The sequence below is a fragment of the Nonomuraea sp. NPDC050790 genome, assembly GCF_044456745.1.
In the GTDB taxonomy this organism is placed as follows: domain Bacteria; phylum Actinomycetota; class Actinomycetes; order Streptosporangiales; family Streptosporangiaceae; genus Nonomuraea.
Genome location: NZ_JBITGF010000007.1, coordinates 448,067 through 464,376 on the forward strand (window position 1 = coordinate 448,067; position 16,310 = coordinate 464,376).

Below are 16,310 nucleotides of genomic sequence, written 5' to 3' on the forward strand. Positions count from 1 at the left end.
GTAACGTCAGGGCATGGAAGACCAGCCTGCCCGGATCTCTGAAATCCTCCACCCCGTCATGGACGCCGCCGTCACCCTGGCCCGGGACTTCGCCACCGCAGACGAAGCGCTCCGCGCCTTGCGCGAGGTCGAGGTGGCTGTCGAGCTGGCGACCGACCGGCTCATGCACCAGCACCTGGCGCGGGCCCGCGGCTGATGGGCCGATACCTGGAAGGGCCTGACGGGCTGCGGGTCGAACCGGTCCAACTTGGTAACCCGGACACCAATCTGCTGCTGGCCCGCATGTGGGACGCGGGAGCCGAACCGGGAGAGGTCTGGTACAAGGTCACCCGCAACGGGATGGCGCTCGGCGTTCCAGGGATCTACCCCATGGACGTGCTGCAAGAATTCGTCGAGCTGGGCGATCTGCATGAGCCAGAGGAAAGCGCAGGCGAGGAGACCGCGTAACGACCTACACCTCCTCGGGGCGCCGGGCTTGGATGCTGACGCGGGGCCATTCGGGGCAGTGCGCGTCGCCTTGTGTTGCGATCTCGACACGCTGCTGTGGACGGGCTGCTTCGGATGTACATTCGGGCTCTTGCCGGCCGCAGTCCCGGGGAGGGTGGCGTGGAGGGTAAGTCTGATGCCACGTGGCAGTTGTACTGCACGCCATCAGGTAGGCGAATCGTCAGCGAGGAGATCGAAGAGGTCCTCGGCCGAGGCCCGCCGAAGCAGGAGCTCGGGCTCTTGATGTGGAGGATCCAGCTCGGGCAGACGTTGCCGCGCGACACGAAGTCGCTGGGGAAGGGCCTGTTTGAGGCCAGGCTCACCTATCAGAGCAACGAGTACCGCCTCTACTTCGCGTATGGCCCGAGCAATGAACACGTGTTGCTGGGCCTGGCATTTCATATGAAAGGCAGCCAGGGGGCACAGGATCGGGTAGTTGGCAGGGCGCGTGAACGGCTGGCCGAGTGGCTGGGCAGAATATAAGGTGAACCCGATACGAGGAGGTTGGCTGTGATGGACCCTCACGTCGCAGAGCTACTCGGCATCGACCTGACCGATCCCGAGGTTCAGCGCGATATCGCCGCGATCGACCGCGACATGCGCCTAGTCGAGACGCTCGTCTCCGTCAGGAAGGATCGCGGGCTGACACAAGCCGAGGTGGCCGAGCGGATGGGCCGCACTCAGCCAGCCGTCTCTGACTTCGAGCGTCTAGGAGGGGATCCGCACCTCTCGACGATCCGCCGATACGCGCTGGCGGTCGGTGTCGACGTCGTACACACAGTAATTGCCCCTGGCGATGTATCGGTTACCCGCTCGACTCCCGGACGCATCTGTGTCGAGGCCTACGGGAACGTTAGCGAGACCAGTGCGACTGCGAGCCTGAATCTGAGGGCGGCGACCTCGTGATCGAGGGATTCCTCGTGTTGGCGGACTCCGCCACCACGGATCCGGGATCAGGCAAGGTCCACATGCTCGGCGGAGGCTGGTCAATCACCGGCCCGGTGGTGCCGCCGGCAGCCATCGTCGGTTTCCTCCGCATCCCATGGGATGAAGCTGATGGGAATGTCGCCTTCAAGCTTCGCTTGATCGACGACAATGGGCGCCCTGTCGAGGCGGCAGGAGTCGATGGCGCGCCGCGCCCCATCAGCTTTCAAGGCGAACTAGCTCTCACCGCCGCTCAGCCGGCCGGGGAAGAAGCCAAAGGCGTTCCCATGAACCTCAGCTTCTCCCTCACGCTGCCCCCACTGCCGCTGAGTCCCGGCCGTGTCTACGAGTGGCTCTTCGAGACGGAGGACACCGTTGTGGCCTCAGTCGCTTTTGCCATGCGGAAAAGCGAACCCTGACCGCATGGCGAGGCCCCGCCCGTAGGTACGGACAGGGCCTCAACGTGCGGGGGTTACCGTATGCGGGCCGTACGACGGGTGATACCGCTGAGATCGGTCACCACCCCCAGATGCCCTTCGTCTTATGCTTGTCGATCCGCTCCTGAGCGAGCAGGGTGTGGGCTCTTGAGCGGCCGCATGAGGGCCATCCCTTCTACTCGATCTTCTTCAGGACGACCCGATGCCCGTAGCGGTCCCAGCCGATGGTGGTCGGGCCGTCGTCTGCGTGGTAGATCTCGACGTGCTCATGACAGCCCTCGCAGATGCCGTGGTAGCGCGGCTGGGGTTGGGGCTCTCGCCGCGCCGTCAACGGCCATTCCTTCTCTGTGCCGCCGCGCGCTTCTTGTCGCGGGCCTTGCGCATGCCGGCGGGGACGCCGAGCTCGTTCATGCCGACGCGGCACGTGTGGGTGAACGGGTTGTTGTGCTCCTGCTGGCAGCGCTTGCAGGTCAGCAGAGTGACGTTGAGGCGGACCCTCACGATGGGGGCACCTTTCTCTCGGTTCTTCGATGGCGATGCGAGGAGTAGTTAGTGGTCTTCGGTACGGCCGGAGCATCGGTGTGCGCTGTGCCCGTAGTAGGCGGCGTGGCAGGGGCACCAGGCCGCCTTGCAGGCGCATCCAGGGGCGGCGGTTGAGCCGTGGCCGCATTCGCTGCAGTTGCCTTTGGTGGATTGGCCTTTGACGTAGTCGGTGATGGCGCGTTTGAGGCTCATGGGGTTACCGCGCCCAGCATCTGCTGGCGTGCTCGTTGGCCTCGTAGGCGTAGGCGCGTCTGTCGCTGCTGCCGCACGCCTTGCATTCCCACTGGCCGCGGTCGTCGTCCTGTTTCCAGACGACGGTGCCGCCGCCTGCGGTGGTGTAGGTGATCTGGTCCTTCATCGGTAAGTCCTTTCGCTGGAGGCGGTTGCTACTCGGCGCGGCATTCGGCGGCGTGGGCGTTGGCGTTCTCCAGCCTGTTTCTGGCGCTCGTGTGGCAGCCGTTGCACGTCCAGCTACCGAAGCCGTAGATGCCTCCCTCGTGGACGAATTCGACGGTGTTGCCGCCGAGGGTGCGGAGCGTGGCTTTCTGGCCCTGTTCGGCCATGGCTGATCTCCCTGTCGTTGATGTTGGGGTTGGAGCGGGGTGCTCCGGACGCCCGCCCGACGGCGGCGGGCAGGCGTCCGCAACCACCCGCTCAGGACCGCAGGGAGGGAGGCAGGTGACCCCCCGCAAGGCACGCTTGAGGGGCGTTCCAGGCAGGATCCTGAGACCGCCTCCCTGCCTCCCTGGCAGGGAGTTCTGCAGGTCGGAGCAACAAAGCAGCGCAGGGACGCTTGTAGGGAGTTCTCCCTGCCTCCCTGAGCGACTCCCTGATCGTTTTCCGCTAGCCGGCATCATCATCGGGGTCCTTTTCGGCCCGATTCGCCAGGACGGTGATGACGCGATCCCGGCCCACGACCATGCGGCCATCGGACTTGTAAGGGGCCGCTCCGGCGTCCTCAAGGACCTCTTTCAGATCAGCGAATGTCCACTTGCGATACCGGCCTGGATTGCGCTCTGCCAGTCGCTGGAGAACCTCCTGCGTGAGCATCCGCGGTACGTCGCCCAGCACGTAGGCGATGTCAGCGACCGGGTCGGCCGTGTCGTCGGCCGGCACGCCATCAAGGGTGGCCGTCCCATGGCGGAGCGCTTTGGCGCGGTCGGCGACTTCGAAAGCCTCCTCGGTTGATACGTAGTGCGTGCGGATGGTGATGGAGGTCTGTCCTGCGGGGAGTTTCATGCCGCCGCCGTTGACGACGAGGGTGCCTTTGTCGAGGTCTTGGCGCAGCATGTGGGGCGAGGCGCCGCCGTCGACTGCCTGCTCACCCAGGGCCATGCGGGCCTGCGATTCGGTGCCCACGACCAGTGAGGCTCGGATGTGAGCGCCCTCCCTGACGAGGACGGGGAGGTTCTGGTCGGTCGGGTTCTGTGTGCCCTGCCACAGCAGGACGTCTACGGCCCGCCCCTGGTTGTGGATCTTCCGGGCGGCGAGAAAGTACCTGCTGTGGGCCTTGGTGCCCCCGTAGGGGATGCCGTCCTCGTCTTTGGCTGGGCACATGAACGCGACCTGCGCCTCGTCCACGATCAGGATGATGGGATCGAACACGCTGCCAGCAGGCGCCTGGAGGCGGCGTTCCATCTCGTCGACACCCCACTCGACCATCCGGGTCGCGCGTGCGACGTGGTCGTCTGTCGGACCCTGGATGAGGACTTCGGCCAGGTCCTCGAACATGGCCCAGTCGCCCACACCCTTGAGGTCGGCGATGTAGAAGCGCATGCGCGCGAAGAACGCCAGCCACAGAGCCAGAGCGCGTAGGGCCGCAGTCTTGCCTTGGTTCGACAGACCGGTGATGAGCAGATGTCGCTGGTAGAGGCTGATGCCGACGGCATCACCACGCAGGTTCTGACCCCACGGGGCTTGGCCGCTCTTGTAGTCGGCGACGATCTCCTGGCTGGTGACCAGAGGGGATGGGCCGATCGGCTCGTCCAGAGTTCCCGGGTCAGCGATCCACAGGCGGACGGTGCGCGCCTGCTTGGGGATGGTGATGAACAGCTCGTGCTCGTGCCGGCCGAGGTTTTCCGCGAGCTTCCGGCGCCGTTTCTGCACCTCGTCCGTGGAGGTGCCCGAGGGCAGCGCGACGTCCACTTCGACACCGCAGCCTGCGATACGGATCGGGCCGAGCATCGCGGCTCCGACGTCGCCCATGTCCTTGATGGCCCTGCGCAGCGGCGCGTAGCCGATGTCCCGCAGCGCTGTGACGACCACCGACGGCGTAATCATCACAGGCGCGCTGCTCCGCCGGCCGTCGGCACCGTCCAGCGACAGCCAGGTGAGAGGCTTCCCGTTGCGGCGGCCTTCCCGCCAGGCGGCAACCGCAACTCCGGCTGGTATCGCAGGCCACGTGTACGTGAGGACGGTGAGGAGGAGCCGGATGAGGTCGCCTATCAGCTCCCACACGGCACCGAAGCTGCCGACTCCTGTAGCCCAGACCGCGATGGACAGGGCCAGCAGGAGGATCAGCGCGCCGATCAGCGAGATCCCCAGGAACTTGGCCACGCTCACAGCCAGCAGCGGTAGATCCATGAGGCGGGAGCGCCGCGCTGCCACGGCCCGTTCCTTGCGGTCCACCCAGGCAGCGAGTGCCTCCTGATCGCCCATGACTTCCGCAGCGCGGATCTGGCGGCGATACACGCCGTGGGTGAGGCCGTCACCGGCCCGTACCCACCAGGAGTGGCAGCCCTGCACCACGCACACGCTGTGTGACAGCGCGACCCGCACAACCCGCATCGTGTCGCGGGAGGGCCGGATAACGGTGATGCCCTCGACGATGACGTCCGGAAGCAGCCTTGACCGGGGCTCAGGAGCGTCCACCATCTCGGCGTCGTAGACCATTGCGTCAAGTTCAGTGCCGGCATCCGGAGCAGGTACCGGCAGGCCGGGAGCCTCGGCCGCGTCCCGCACCACCCTCAGATCCGTACGCCTCTCGCTCACGCCCATCCCACCTCCCGGCTACGGCCGACCCGCTCCACATGGAAGGCCAGAAGAAGCAGCCCAGCGCCGGCCAGCCGCGTGGCCTGGCAGCACAAGCGGGCCGCCTCCACAAGCACGAGCAGCACCGCGACAGCAACGCACCGCAGGACCGAGGGCAGGAACAGCCAGCCGAGCGCACGCGCGCGGGCAACCAACTCGGCAGGGGTGCGCGCGTCGGGGGTGACCTCGCGCAGTGCGCAGATGGCGAACAGGCAGCAGGTCAACGCGACCGCGACGATCGTAGACATGGTCATCTCCGGTACCTGTCGAGGATGTCCCGCTCAGCGGCGAGGTAGCGGGCCGAGCCTTGCTCGTCGTGGACCCAGGTCCGCTCGGCGCGCTCGGCGAGTTCGATCAGTTCGCGGCGCGCGGCAGGGTTGCGGTCGGCGAGCCGCTCAGCAGCCCGGCGCTGCGCCGCAAACTTCACCCGGTCAGCGAACGGCTCGACTGCCGGGTCATCGCACAGCCAGCGCAGGAATCTGTTCTTCATCGGACGCTCCAACATCAGTTGGCGGGAGAGCCGGCCGCGATCTCGTCGCGGTCTTCGTCGTGGTCACTTCGTGACCCGTTCGCGGTGACCGTGGTGTCGGGCGGTTGGACGATGTTGCCCGGCAGTACGCGGTAGCCGCGGCCGGTCATGAAGTCGCGCGCTGCCTGGACTCGCAGACGGGCCCAGCCTTTGCTGAATCCGAACTTGTCGGCGGTCTGCTGTTGCGTCGGCAACTTTCCTTCGCGCATCTGACGGCGGATCCAGACTTCGGCGACGCGATTGTCCTGGTCGTCGGGCCTTTCGCGGCTGGCGTCCTGCTCATCGTCGTGATCACTCGAAGTGTCCGGCGGAGTGTCCGCGTCAGCGTCCCCCGGCGAGGGCTCGTCACGGTCTTCGGGCTGACGCTCGCCGGTCACTTCGGCGGCCGGAGTCTCGTCATCCGAAGTGACCGGCGAAGTGCGCTTCCTGGCCTCATACTCGGGCCGGAACCGCGCGTCCGCGTCAGCCCGGTCGGTGACGCCGTACCGGACGGCTCGCCGCCAGATGAACAGCGTCTCGCCGAACCACACCAGCCAGCGCAGCCCGAACGAAGGCGCCCGCGGCTCCAGTAGATCCTGCTCGCGCAGCGTCTCCCAGTGCCTCCACTGGGAGTAGATCTGCCACAACACCGGCGACAGCAGCGAGGCGCCGCCGAACACGAGCGCGAAGTCCGCGGTTGCCTTGATCGCCGCGTTGTGGGTGTAGTTGAACACGCCGACCGCGCCGCCGATCCCGTAGGACAGCAGGCGCAGCCAGATCGCGCTGTAGCCCTTGATGAGCTTGTCGTGAGCGAAGTAGCCGACGTTGACCGCGACGCTCTCCACCACCAGGGCGACGGGCAGGGCGGCCTGCCACGTCCAGCCGAGCCCGAGAGTCAAGGCCAGCACCTGGCCGAGCACCGCGGCAGCGTTGACGCCGCCGTTGGCGCCGGCCAGGACCACACCCAGAGACACGCGGCGCGAGAAGGTCTTGATGCGAGAACGGCGGGCTAACCGGGCCTGACTGACCTGAGCCGTGTGCCGCGCTTGAAGCTCCTGGCGGACCTTGTCGTGTTCGCGCTGCGCTTCGAGCCGTTCCATCTCGCGCTGGTCGATGGCCCGCTGTTCGTCGACCGCCAGCTCGGCGGCGCGAGTACGGGCGGCGGCCCTTGCTTCGGCTCGTTCTTCGCGTGAGCGCCACAATCGGCGTGTCGGCTTTCCGGGATCGGCTGGCATGTCCGGTGATCCCGTCATAGGTTCAATCACGATCGGCTCTCCTCCTTGGAAGGGGCGGCCGGTTGTAGGAGGACCCCGCCGGCGCTCCAACGCCGGTGGGGTCTTCTGCGTTCATGGACTTGTAGGCCCGGCGCGGCGCGAGGAAGGACGAACGCCGCGCCGGGCTGTGACCTCACACCCACCCGGAGGGGGTGAGGCCACGCTTAGGAGGTTTGGGGCTGTTCCTCGCGGTCGAGCGGGCACGGGAGGCCGCGCTCATCCGGGCAGCAGATCGCGGCGATCACGAGGGGAGGCAGCCCCTGGCGGAATTCGAGCCACACCACGTGCTGGCCGTTCTTGAGAGACTCCAGGGCCCGTCCGCGGGCGGCTCCGTCGCTCACGCTCGCGGGGCGCAAGATCTCGGGGGCGTGCTCGGCGTACGCGTCGAGCATCCAGAGGCGTACCTCGTTGTGGATGTAGAACGTCTTGCGAATGCGGCCGGCAGGCTGGCGAAGCCACTCGTGGGCCTCCATGTCGGGCGCGTCTCCCTCGGCCGATCGGTAGCAGTGCCAGTGAATCTTGGTGTCCATCAGAAGTCCTCTGCGTTCCGGGTGTGGTGTGGGCGGCTCTGAGGTGACTCACCCCTCCAGAGGCCACGGACAGAGCCGCCCACGTTCCCGGTCCCTGTGACCGATAGGACCGGGAGATCAGGTGGTGCTGCGGGGGAGGGTGGCGGCCCCGCCACGGGCGTGGGTGGGGGCGGGGCCGCCTCGGGTCCCGGCAGGCGGTTGCCGGGAGGTGGTGCCGTCTGGCTGGCGCGTCCGCAGCGATCACGCAAGCCAGACGGGTCTCATGGCGGTAGCGGAGAACTAACGAAGGCGCGCAAGGAGCCGGGCGGAAGGTTCTCACTCATCACTCGGCCGCCACCCGTAGCTCAGCCCAAGCAACGTGCCCGTCGGGTCCGTCCTGGCTGCCGAGGGACGTGGTGATCGCACTCACCTCAGCGATGTCGATGCCAGTCTTGGGCCCGTTGCGCCCCGGATGGCGCACCTCGATGCATAGCCCGTCCTCCGTGATCTCAACTCTGGCGAGGATCTGGGCATCTGCGGGAGTGCGCGGAAGTGCCTGACCGACCAGGTGGAGGGCTGCCTGTTCGGCAGCGTCGGCAAGCGAGGGGCGGTCGTGCAAGGCGATGCCGCGGGCCCAGGCGGCAGCTACGGCAGGGCTGTCGCTGGCGGGAGGCAGTGATTGTTCATACAAGGGGAACCGCCTAGGCTTGGTTACTAGCTCGGCTTCTAGGAACCAAGCTTGCAACTAGATACCAAGCCCGTCAAGCTAGTCCCGTGACGGATCACGACGAGCGACCCCTGTACCAGCGCATTGCTGACGAGTTGCGCACCAAAATTGCGGCTGGCGAGTTGAAGCCGGGGGATCGCGTGCCGTCCATTCCGGAGATGGTGTCCACCTACGGAGTCTCGGACGGCGTAGGCCGCAGAGTGATCCGTGCCCTAGAAGCCGAGGGTCTCGTAGAACCGCGGCCTGGGAGCGGCACGTACGTACGTGGCCGACCGAAGCCGCGTCCGCTGATCCGGATGTTCAATCTGCGGCTGGACTCGCAGGGGTCACCGTTTCGTGCTGACATGGAGCGACAGGGCCACCGTGCCGCCTGGACCTACGTGTCGCGGACTGTGGTCGCTCCTCCAGACATTCGAGAGCGGCTCGAACTTGGAGAAGCCGGCAAGCTCGAAGACGTCGTGCGGACTGGCTACGTATTCACCACAGATGGTGAGCCGTCTGAGTTGTCGACGAGTTGGGAGCCGCTGGAGCTCACAAGGGGCACGCCGGTCGTGTTGCCTGAGGATGGCCCGCACGTCGGCGTGGTGGACCGGATGATGTCGATCGGGATCCAGATCGACGGCTGCACTGAAGCAGTCGGTGCCCGCCTAGGCACGGCCCAGGAATGCAAGGAACTCCGTGTCCCACCAGGCAGCATCATGATCACGAATCAGCGGACTTATTTCGCCGCGGGCCGGCCGGTCGAAACGGCCGACATCGTTGTGGCTGCTGAGAAGTACGTGCTCATTTATGGCGAGAAGGTTCGCCCTCGCGAGTAGTGCTCATGTGAGCGGCGACGCAGCCTTGCCGCGCCCCCTCACGGGAACTGCGCCGCCGATCTTGCCGATCGAGGTCACCTCCGCACGAGGTACCAGGAGCCGTTCGCCTTCACGGTGACATACTTCGTGCCCGCGGGGAGAACGACCCGCCCTGACGCTCGCCCGATCTTGTTGACGAGCAGGTCCGGAGACCCCGACATCGGGTAGGCCCACACGATGAAGTTGCCGTCGCCTGAGTGCGCGTACCGCACGCTGCGCAAGCCGCGGCTCGGTGTCTTCAACTTCAGCACCTTGTCGCCGGCGAGACGGATCGTGGCGGACTTCCAGGTGGCCGCGTAGGAGACCGGCAGGACCTCGGCCGTCCAGTCGCCGTCTGCCTTGATCTCGATCGCGCCGAGCTTGGTGGAGTTCGGGTTGAGCAGAGTCGTACCGGTGTAGTCGCCGATGGTGTTGGCCACCAGCTCGATCTTCTTTCCTGACGGGGTGAGCGACCACACGATGAAGTTCGCTTCTCCCGCGTGGGTGAGCTTGACAATGCTGCGCGCTGTCGTGGCCCTGATCTTGATGAGGTCGTCGCCGCTGCCGGAGAACTTCGTTGCCGTGGCGGCGTGTGCTGGGGGAGCGATGAGGAGCGCTCCGACCATCACCAGGAGAGCGCATAAGCGTCGGCGCATGTGTGACTCCACAGGTCTGTTGTGTCTGACGAGGTCAGGCGCGCGAGAGTGCTGTACGGATCACCCATGGACCGTTACAGACCGACTGGGCATCGGCCTGTCTACCACGTCTACCACGTCTACCACGTTGAGGACGTAGCCAAAGTCTGGGTCGTCTAGCACGTCCACTACGTTTCTGATCATGATCGTGGACCACCATGACCCGACCCCGAAGTACTTGCAGATAGCACGGATCATCCGCGATCAGATCCGCGCTGGCGAGCTGGAACCACTCGACGCGATCCCGTCGGAGTCGCGGCTGGTCCAGATTCATGGCGTAGCGCGGGAGACCGCCCGCGATGCGATCAAGGTCCTCAGGGAAGAAGGCTGGATCTACACGATTCAGGCGAGAGGCTCATACGTGAGTCCTGCGGCGAACTGGCCACAGGAGGACAGTGATCGCTCTAGAGATGTGGCGGACACGCAAGGGGAGTAGGCATCACACTGCGTGTGTCCCCAAGGACTGGGGATCCCGGTGATATCAGCGCCGGGATCCCCGCCTCCCTTGCGGGACCGCACCGACCCGAGCGCTGCGCCCCTCGGGAACGGGTTACGCCCGGGTCGGTGCGGCGATAGATCCCCACGCCCTCGCCCGAGCATTGATCTCGGATCGTAGCCGACCACTCGCGTGGTGTCACTGGGGTGTGCGCAGTCGGTGTGCTTTTTGGTATGGACCGGAATCCTAGGCGATGTAGTCCGTGAAGCTAAAGCCCTGCGAGCCCTCGGCCCTTAACCTGCGGAAATCAACAGCATCGGATTCGATGCACACATAGAAGTGCCGATCTGCATCTACGCAGGTCGGCATACATAGAGACGCCGTGAGGATTAGAAGTCCGATGCTCTATCCAGCTGAGCTAAGGGCGCTCCCGCCTTATTGTGCATGATCCGGCGAGTTGTCACGCACACGATTTTGCCCGTGTCACTCGGTCAGTCCGATCACCGCCCACATGAACAGCGTGCCCGCCAGCGTAGCCGCCAGGGTCAGGCCCGTTGCCCGGCGGGGGGTGTGGGCTTCGGGGAGGATGTCGGAGGTGGCTAGGTAGAGGAGGAAGCCGGCGAACAGGCCGAGGTACGCGCCCAGCACCACCTTGGGGATGGGCAGCAGCGTGGTCAGGGTGGCACCGGCGATCGGGGCGGCGGCGTCCAGGATGAGGAGGGTGACGGCGCGGCGGCGGGCGTTGCCGTACAGGGTGGTGAGGGTGTAGGTGTTGAAGCCGTCGGTGAAGTCGTGCGCGATGACGCCTATGGCCACGGCCACCGCGAGGGTGGTGTCGGTCTGGAAGGCCGCGCCTATCGCGGCTCCGTCCAGGAAGCTATGGACGACCAGGGCGCCGGCTGCTGTCAGGCCCATGCCGGCGTGGCTGTGGCGGTGGGCGGCGTAGTCGCCTTCGTGGGTGTCGTGCATGGCCACGGCGCGTTCCACCACGTGGACGCCCAGGAAGCCGGCGGCGAAGGTGAGCATGGGCAGCGGGACGCCGTTCAGGGTCACGGTGTCCAAGGACAACGCCTCTGGGAGCAGGTCGAAGGCCACCACGCCGAGCATGACGCCGGCGGCGGCGCCCAGGACGAGGTTGCGGCGTTCGCGGACGCGGTGTGCGACCAGACCGCCCAGGAGCGTCATCAGGAACGCCGCCAAGGACAGCAGGATCGGCATACGGGCCACGTTATGGGCAGGCGGCGCCGGGGCGGTGGTCCGACACAAAAAGCCAGGCGGGATCGGTCTAAAGGGGTCTAAGATGCCGTTGCATGGTCGCGACGCTCCTGCATGAGACACCCCTGCGGGGCGGGGACGTGACGGACGGGGTCGTGCGGGTCGGGGACACGGTTCGCCGGCCGAAAAGCCCGTCCACGCCCGCCGTGCACGCCCTTTTGCGGCATCTGGCCGCCGCGGGGTTCGCGGGGGCGCCTCGGGTGGTGGGGTTCGACGAGTTCGATCGTGAGGTCATCACCTATATTCCCGGCAGTTGCGGGCTTACCGTGCACAACGCCTCGGGGGAGGGGCTGCGGAGTCTCGCGGTGCTGCTGCGGGCGTTTCACGACGCGACCGAGGGGTTCTCGGCTCAGGGGTGGGCTGAGGGGTCGAATGATGACAAGGACCCTGAGGTCATCGGACACTGTGACTTACGGCCGGAGAACACGGTTTTTCATCGGGGACAGGCTGTCGCGCTGATCGACTTCGACCAGGCCAGGCCCACCACGCGGCTGTTCGACGTGGTCACGACGCTGCGCCACTGGGCGCCCATCGCCGATCCCGTCGACCGCCATCCGCTCCTGCGCGGCGCTGACGTGGGCGCGCGGCTGCGCCTGTTCTGCGACGCGTACGGCCTGCCGCCCCGAGACCGGCGCCGCCTGCTCGACCTGGCCAGGCTCCGCTTCCACCGCAGCTACGACGTGATGCGGGCACGGGCGGAGCAGGGTGGCGCCTGGGCGGCGATGTGGCAGGACGGAGCGGGGGAGCGCATCCGCCGGGCGGCCGCCTGGCTGGATGTGCACGAAGATGAACTCCATGCACATCTGGTCTAGATCCGCAGGTATCGCGCTCGGTGTCGCGCTTGACGCCGTGTTCGCGGACCCGCGCCGCGGGCACCCGGTCGCGTTGTTCGGCCGGGCCGCCGCCGCCCTGGAGAAGCGCCTGTACGGCGACGCCCGCCCGAACGGCGTGGCCCACGTCGCCCTGTGCGTGGGCGCGGCGGCCGGCGTCGGCGTCCTGGCCGAACGGGTACGCCATCCCGCGGCCCGGACCGCGCTCACCGCCGCGGCGACCTGGGCGGTGCTCGGCGGTACGACGCTGGCCCGCGAGGGCGCCCACATGGCCGGCGCGCTGGAGGCCAAGGACGTGGAGCGGGCCAGGCGCCGCCTGCCGCACCTGTGCGGGCGCGACCCGTCGGAGCTGGAGGAGCCGGAACTGGCCAGGGCGACGGTGGAGTCGCTGGCGGAGAACACCTCGGACGCGGTGGTGGCGCCGTTGTTCTGGGGTGCGGTGGCGGGGATCCCGGGTCTGCTGGCCTACCGGGCGATCAACACGCTGGACGCCATGATCGGGCATCGTTCGCCCAGGTACGAGCGGTTCGGCTGGGCGGCGGCGCGGCTGGACGACGTGGCCAACTACGTCCCGGCGCGGGTGACCGGGCTGATCACGGTGGCGGTGGGGCCGGATCAGGCGGGGGCGCTGGCCGTACTGAGGAAGGACGGGCATCGGCACCCGAGCCCGAACGCGGGACGGTGCGAGGCGGCCTTCGCCGGCGCGCTCGGCCTGACGCTCGGCGGGACCAACGTGTACGGCGGGCGGACCGAACACCGCCCCACCATGGGCGACGGCCGCGCGCCCGAGACCGGTGACATCAGGCGCGCGGTACGGCTGACCAGGGCGGTGAGCCTGACGGCCGCCGCGCTGGCGGTGCTGGCGGCTATGCGTCCCTGGCCTCGTCGAGGACCTTCTTGGCGTCCCGCTCGAAGGAGCCCCGCGCGCCCAGCGTGATCAGCCCGCCGAGGACCATGGGGACGATCAGCACGTACATGCCGCCGACCAGCGAGCCCAGCCGGTCGGAGAAGATGCCGACGATCAGCGAGCCGAACGCGCCGCCCGCCGTCGTGAACACCTGGAGGACGGCGAAGCCGAGCCCGCGCGAGCCCGCTCCGACCACGTCGGCGAGGCAGGCGGTCATGTTCGGGATGGCGATCGACATGAGCGAGCACGACAGCAGGGTGAGCGCGGCCATGGCGAGCAGGGAGTCCATGGACAGGGCGGCGGCGAGCACGGCGGCGCCGATGGTGATCCCGCCGCCGCCGGCCAGGAGCCGGCCGCCCTTGACGGTGCCGTGCCACTTGCGGCCGAGCCACGAGCCGACCAGGGTGCCGATGAGCGTGCCGGCGACCGTGATCAGTCCGCTGTAGGAGCCCGCGGTGGCGGGCGTGGCGGCGAAGGCGCGCACCATCAGCGTGGGCAGCCAGAAGAAGATCCCGGCCAGGCCGAGGGTGAGCAGGGCCAGGCCGACGCAGACGAACATCAGCGTCGGGTTGCGCAGCACGAGGCGGAACTGCGGCCAGAACGGCTGCTTCGGCGCCTTCACCGGCTCGGCCGGGGCGGTGCCGCCTGCCACCAGCCGGTCGAGTTCGCCGCGTTTGGGCTCGCGCAGCATCCAGCACAGGATCGCGGTGAGCACGCCGGGGACGACCATGACGAGGAAGGCGTTGCGCCAGCCCATGGCCTGGCCGAGCACGCCGCCGAGCAGGGTGCCGATGCCGCCGAGGTAGGTGGTGACGCGCGTGAGCCCGTACGCCTTGGCGCGCGAGAGCGGGGGATACCAGTCGGCGAGCAGGCTGCCGGCGGCGGGGTTGTCGATGTTCTCCGCGGCTGCCAGGAAGACGCGCATCAGGTAGAACATGGCGAATCCGGTCGCGAGGCCGGAGCCGAGGGTCGCGATGGCCCAGCAGAAGACGACGACGGCGAGGATGCGGGTGCGGTTGTAACGGTCGGCGAAGTACCCGGCGGGCAGGGCCACGACGGCGGCGGCGAGGGCGGCGGCCGTGGGGATCGAGCCCGCGGCGGTGTCGGAGAAGCCCCATTCCGCCTGGACCAGGGGGAGGACGCCCGCCAGCAGGTTGTACTCGATGCGGTCGACCAGGCCGACGATGAACAGGACGACCAGAGGCGTCCAGCCGTACGGCGCGCGGTCCTGTGCGTTGATCACACCGGTGCGTGGTGATCCGAACGTCCCGACCATGCGGCACCTCTCTTAGAGCGACGTTCTAGGAGATTGTTCTAGAAGCTCGGTGCGCTGTAAATGGGGCACGTGTGAAAAAATGTCCGCCGTGAAAGGGGCGTTGCTGGTCGCGGGGACGACGTCGGACGCGGGCAAGAGCGTGGTGACCGCGGGCATCTGCCGGTGGCTGGTCCGCCAGGGTGTGAAGGTGGCGCCGTTCAAGGCGCAGAACATGTCGCTCAACTCCTTCGTCACCGCCGGTGGCGCGGAGATCGGGCGGGCGCAGGAGGTCCAGGCGAGGGCCGCGCGGCTGGAACCGGTCGCGGACATGAACCCCATCCTCCTCAAACCGGGCAGCGACCGCCGCAGCCAGGTGGTCCTCATGGGCCGCCCGCTGACGGACGTGGATGCGCTGGAGTACGGGGCGCTCAAGGACATGCTGCGGGAGAAGGCCCTGGAGTCGCTGGAACGGCTGCGCGCCGCCCACGACGTGGTGATCTGTGAGGGGGCGGGCAGCCCGGCCGAGATCAACCTGCGCGCCGGCGACATCGCGAACATGGGTCTGGCCAGGGCGGCGGGGCTGCCGGTCGTGGTGGTGGGCGACATCGACCGGGGCGGGGTGTTCGCCGCCTTCTACGGGACGGTGGCGCTGCTGGACGCCGCCGACCAAGCCCATATTTCCGGATTTATCGTCAACAAGTTCCGCGGAGCCGTCGAACTCCTGCAACCCGGACTCGACACCCTCCACACCCTGACCGGACGGCCCGTCTACGGGGTGCTGCCCTGGCTCGACGGGCTCTGGCTCGACGTCGAGGACTCCCTGGCCCTGGACAACCGCCGCGTCGTCACCCGCCGGCCGTACGGCGGGCAGACCCTGCGCGTGGCGGTGGTCAGGCTGCCCAGGATCTCCAACTTCACCGACCTGGACGCCCTGGCGGCCGAGCCCGGGGTGGTCGTCCGGTTCGTCACCGATCCCGCCGAACTGGACGACGCCGACCTCGTGGTGCTGCCCGGCTCCCGTGCCACGGTCTCCGACCTCGCCTGGCTACGGGAGAGCGGGCTGGCGCGGGCCGTACAGGAGAGGAAGGGGCCGGTGCTGGGCATCTGCGGCGGCTTCCAGATGCTCGCCCGCGACATCCACGACGGCGTGGAGTCCGGCGCGGGGCACGTCCCCGGCCTCGGGCTGCTGCCCGTGACCGTCACGTTTCGGGCGGAGAAGACGCTGGCCAGGCCCACCGGCCAGGCGTACGGGCAGCCGGTGTCCGCCTACGAGATCCACCACGGCGTGGCCGCCGTCGAGGGCGGCGAGCCGTTCCTGGACGGCTGTCGCGTCGGCGACGTGTGGGGCACCACCTGGCACGGCGCGCTGGAGAACGACGGCTTCCGCCGCGCCTTCCTCGCCGACGTGGCGGGGCGCGCGGGCCGGGCCTTCGTCCCGGCCCCGGACGTGAGCTTCGCCGCGCTGCGCGAGGAGCGCCTGGACGCCCTCGGCGACCTGGTCGAACGGCATCTGGACGTCGGCGCGATGATGCGGCTCATTGAGCACGGCCCTGGTGAGGTTCCGCTCCTTCCGCCGGGGGGAACCGGGACGCCAGGTGGAGGATGAGGGCGGCGATGTTCCAGGCGTCGTCCTCGCCC

The 16,310-nt window shown here is 67.9% G+C and carries 22 protein-coding genes; 10 read left to right on the forward strand and 12 right to left on the reverse strand.

What is annotated here, in order from left to right:
- Positions 1-13 precede the first annotated feature (13 nt).
- From ACIBEJ_RS35245 to ACIBEJ_RS35265, 5 genes are all read left to right on the forward strand, one after another.
- Entirely contained in the window at positions 14-196 is a 183-nt protein-coding gene (locus ACIBEJ_RS35245; protein ID WP_397187229.1) for a hypothetical protein, read from the forward strand.
- On the forward strand, positions 196-447 hold the full coding sequence (locus tag ACIBEJ_RS35250) for a hypothetical protein (RefSeq protein WP_397187230.1): 252 nt from the start codon (positions 196-198) through the stop codon (positions 445-447). Before ACIBEJ_RS35245 ends, ACIBEJ_RS35250 begins: the two co-directional genes overlap by 1 nt.
- Before the next feature lie 159 nt (positions 448-606).
- Positions 607-969 (forward strand): hypothetical protein, encoded by a 363-nt coding sequence (locus ACIBEJ_RS35255; protein WP_397187231.1) that lies wholly within the window; start codon positions 607-609, stop codon positions 967-969.
- Between the two features lie 30 nt (positions 970-999).
- Positions 1,000-1,392: a helix-turn-helix domain-containing protein gene (locus tag ACIBEJ_RS35260; RefSeq protein WP_397187232.1), complete on the forward strand. Its 393-nt coding sequence runs from the start codon at positions 1,000-1,002 to the stop codon at positions 1,390-1,392.
- Positions 1,389-1,829: a DUF6941 family protein gene (locus tag ACIBEJ_RS35265; protein ID WP_397187233.1), complete on the forward strand. Its 441-nt coding sequence runs from the start codon at positions 1,389-1,391 to the stop codon at positions 1,827-1,829. The genes ACIBEJ_RS35260 and ACIBEJ_RS35265 overlap by 4 nt, the downstream gene beginning before the upstream one ends.
- Positions 1,830-2,022: 193 nt before the next feature.
- Here the strand turns inward: ACIBEJ_RS35265 and ACIBEJ_RS35270 are convergent, their stop codons facing one another.
- From ACIBEJ_RS35270 to ACIBEJ_RS35310, 9 genes are all read right to left on the reverse strand, one after another.
- Positions 2,023-2,178, reverse strand: a complete 156-nt coding sequence (locus ACIBEJ_RS35270) for a hypothetical protein (protein WP_397187234.1) — start codon at positions 2,176-2,178, stop codon at positions 2,023-2,025.
- Complete coding sequence (locus ACIBEJ_RS35275) at positions 2,175-2,348, reverse strand: hypothetical protein (protein ID WP_397187235.1); 174 nt, start codon at positions 2,346-2,348, stop codon at positions 2,175-2,177. The genes ACIBEJ_RS35270 and ACIBEJ_RS35275 overlap by 4 nt, the downstream gene beginning before the upstream one ends.
- 238 nt (positions 2,349-2,586) lie before the next feature.
- Positions 2,587-2,748 carry a hypothetical protein gene (locus tag ACIBEJ_RS35280; RefSeq protein ID WP_397187236.1) on the reverse strand — a complete coding sequence of 54 codons (162 nt, stop codon included), beginning with the start codon at positions 2,746-2,748 and terminating at the stop codon, positions 2,587-2,589.
- A 28-nt stretch (positions 2,749-2,776) separates the two neighbouring features.
- On the reverse strand, positions 2,777-2,953 hold the full coding sequence (locus ACIBEJ_RS35285; protein WP_397187237.1) for a hypothetical protein: 177 nt from the start codon (positions 2,951-2,953) through the stop codon (positions 2,777-2,779).
- 280 nt (positions 2,954-3,233) lie between these two features.
- Positions 3,234-5,381 (reverse strand): FtsK/SpoIIIE domain-containing protein, encoded by a 2,148-nt coding sequence (locus ACIBEJ_RS35290; RefSeq protein WP_397187238.1) that lies wholly within the window; start codon positions 5,379-5,381, stop codon positions 3,234-3,236.
- Entirely contained in the window at positions 5,378-5,668 is a 291-nt protein-coding gene (locus tag ACIBEJ_RS35295) for a hypothetical protein (RefSeq protein WP_397187239.1), read from the reverse strand. The genes ACIBEJ_RS35290 and ACIBEJ_RS35295 overlap by 4 nt, the downstream gene beginning before the upstream one ends.
- Before the next feature lie 2 nt (positions 5,669-5,670).
- Positions 5,671-5,910: a hypothetical protein gene (locus ACIBEJ_RS35300; RefSeq protein WP_397187240.1), complete on the reverse strand. Its 240-nt coding sequence runs from the start codon at positions 5,908-5,910 to the stop codon at positions 5,671-5,673.
- A gap of 14 nt (positions 5,911-5,924) precedes the next feature.
- A complete protein-coding gene (locus tag ACIBEJ_RS35305) occupies positions 5,925-7,193 on the reverse strand; it encodes a hypothetical protein (protein WP_397187241.1) in 1,269 nt (422 codons plus the stop codon).
- 173 nt (positions 7,194-7,366) lie between these two features.
- A complete protein-coding gene (locus tag ACIBEJ_RS35310; RefSeq protein WP_397187242.1) occupies positions 7,367-7,732 on the reverse strand; it encodes a hypothetical protein in 366 nt (121 codons plus the stop codon).
- Between the two features lie 753 nt (positions 7,733-8,485).
- Here ACIBEJ_RS35310 and ACIBEJ_RS35315 point away from each other — a divergent pair.
- On the forward strand, positions 8,486-9,256 hold the full coding sequence (locus ACIBEJ_RS35315) for a GntR family transcriptional regulator (RefSeq protein ID WP_397187243.1): 771 nt from the start codon (positions 8,486-8,488) through the stop codon (positions 9,254-9,256).
- A gap of 74 nt (positions 9,257-9,330) precedes the next feature.
- Here ACIBEJ_RS35315 and ACIBEJ_RS35320 read toward each other — a convergent pair whose 3' ends face one another.
- A complete protein-coding gene (locus ACIBEJ_RS35320) occupies positions 9,331-9,930 on the reverse strand; it encodes a hypothetical protein (protein WP_397187244.1) in 600 nt (199 codons plus the stop codon).
- A gap of 181 nt (positions 9,931-10,111) precedes the next feature.
- Here ACIBEJ_RS35320 and ACIBEJ_RS35325 point away from each other — a divergent pair, with 181 nt between their 5' ends.
- On the forward strand, positions 10,112-10,405 hold the full coding sequence (locus ACIBEJ_RS35325) for a GntR family transcriptional regulator (RefSeq protein ID WP_397187245.1): 294 nt from the start codon (positions 10,112-10,114) through the stop codon (positions 10,403-10,405).
- 483 nt (positions 10,406-10,888) lie between these two features.
- On the opposite strand, the gene ACIBEJ_RS35330 is transcribed toward ACIBEJ_RS35325, so the two are convergent.
- Positions 10,889-11,623: a ZIP family metal transporter gene (locus ACIBEJ_RS35330; RefSeq protein WP_397187246.1), complete on the reverse strand. Its 735-nt coding sequence runs from the start codon at positions 11,621-11,623 to the stop codon at positions 10,889-10,891.
- A 92-nt stretch (positions 11,624-11,715) separates the two neighbouring features.
- Between ACIBEJ_RS35330 and ACIBEJ_RS35335 the strand changes: the two genes are divergently transcribed.
- Entirely contained in the window at positions 11,716-12,492 is a 777-nt protein-coding gene (locus ACIBEJ_RS35335; protein ID WP_397187247.1) for a phosphotransferase, read from the forward strand.
- Positions 12,476-13,447, forward strand: coding sequence for a cobalamin biosynthesis protein (locus tag ACIBEJ_RS35340; protein ID WP_397187248.1), 972 nt, complete (start codon positions 12,476-12,478; stop codon positions 13,445-13,447). The genes ACIBEJ_RS35335 and ACIBEJ_RS35340 overlap by 17 nt, the downstream gene beginning before the upstream one ends.
- On the opposite strand, the gene ACIBEJ_RS35345 is transcribed toward ACIBEJ_RS35340, so the two are convergent.
- On the reverse strand, positions 13,377-14,660 hold the full coding sequence (locus ACIBEJ_RS35345; protein WP_397187249.1) for an MFS transporter: 1,284 nt from the start codon (positions 14,658-14,660) through the stop codon (positions 13,377-13,379). The two genes, ACIBEJ_RS35340 and ACIBEJ_RS35345, sit on opposite strands and share 71 nt — an antisense overlap.
- 112 nt (positions 14,661-14,772) lie before the next feature.
- Between ACIBEJ_RS35345 and ACIBEJ_RS35350 the strand changes: the two genes are divergently transcribed.
- The gene (locus ACIBEJ_RS35350; protein WP_397187250.1) at positions 14,773-16,278 is read left to right on the forward strand and encodes a cobyric acid synthase; all 1,506 of its coding nucleotides are present in this window, start codon (positions 14,773-14,775) and stop codon (positions 16,276-16,278) included.
- Positions 16,279-16,310: the final 32 nt, after the last annotated feature.

What these genes read in the sequence shown, in the direction of transcription:
- ACIBEJ_RS35245 (WP_397187229.1), top strand. Translation starts at nt 14, where the DNA reads ATGGAAGACCAGCCTGCCCGGATCTCTGAAATCCTCCACCCCGTCATG.
- ACIBEJ_RS35250 (WP_397187230.1), top strand. Translation starts at nt 196, where the DNA reads ATGGGCCGATACCTGGAAGGGCCTGACGGGCTGCGGGTCGAACCGGTC.
- ACIBEJ_RS35260 (WP_397187232.1), top strand. Translation starts at nt 1,000, where the DNA reads ATGGACCCTCACGTCGCAGAGCTACTCGGCATCGACCTGACCGATCCC.
- ACIBEJ_RS35280 (WP_397187236.1), bottom strand. Translation starts at nt 2,748, where the DNA reads ATGAAGGACCAGATCACCTACACCACCGCAGGCGGCGGCACCGTCGTC.
- ACIBEJ_RS35285 (WP_397187237.1), bottom strand. Translation starts at nt 2,953, where the DNA reads ATGGCCGAACAGGGCCAGAAAGCCACGCTCCGCACCCTCGGCGGCAAC.
- ACIBEJ_RS35295 (WP_397187239.1), bottom strand. Translation starts at nt 5,668, where the DNA reads ATGTCTACGATCGTCGCGGTCGCGTTGACCTGCTGCCTGTTCGCCATC.
- ACIBEJ_RS35300 (WP_397187240.1), bottom strand. Translation starts at nt 5,910, where the DNA reads ATGAAGAACAGATTCCTGCGCTGGCTGTGCGATGACCCGGCAGTCGAG.
- ACIBEJ_RS35310 (WP_397187242.1), bottom strand. Translation starts at nt 7,732, where the DNA reads ATGGACACCAAGATTCACTGGCACTGCTACCGATCGGCCGAGGGAGAC.
- ACIBEJ_RS35320 (WP_397187244.1), bottom strand. Translation starts at nt 9,930, where the DNA reads ATGCGCCGACGCTTATGCGCTCTCCTGGTGATGGTCGGAGCGCTCCTC.
- ACIBEJ_RS35325 (WP_397187245.1), top strand. Translation starts at nt 10,112, where the DNA reads ATGATCGTGGACCACCATGACCCGACCCCGAAGTACTTGCAGATAGCA.
- ACIBEJ_RS35330 (WP_397187246.1), bottom strand. Translation starts at nt 11,623, where the DNA reads ATGCCGATCCTGCTGTCCTTGGCGGCGTTCCTGATGACGCTCCTGGGC.
- ACIBEJ_RS35335 (WP_397187247.1), top strand. Translation starts at nt 11,716, where the DNA reads ATGGTCGCGACGCTCCTGCATGAGACACCCCTGCGGGGCGGGGACGTG.
- ACIBEJ_RS35340 (WP_397187248.1), top strand. Translation starts at nt 12,476, where the DNA reads ATGCACATCTGGTCTAGATCCGCAGGTATCGCGCTCGGTGTCGCGCTT.
- ACIBEJ_RS35350 (WP_397187250.1), top strand. Translation starts at nt 14,773, where the DNA reads ATGTCCGCCGTGAAAGGGGCGTTGCTGGTCGCGGGGACGACGTCGGAC.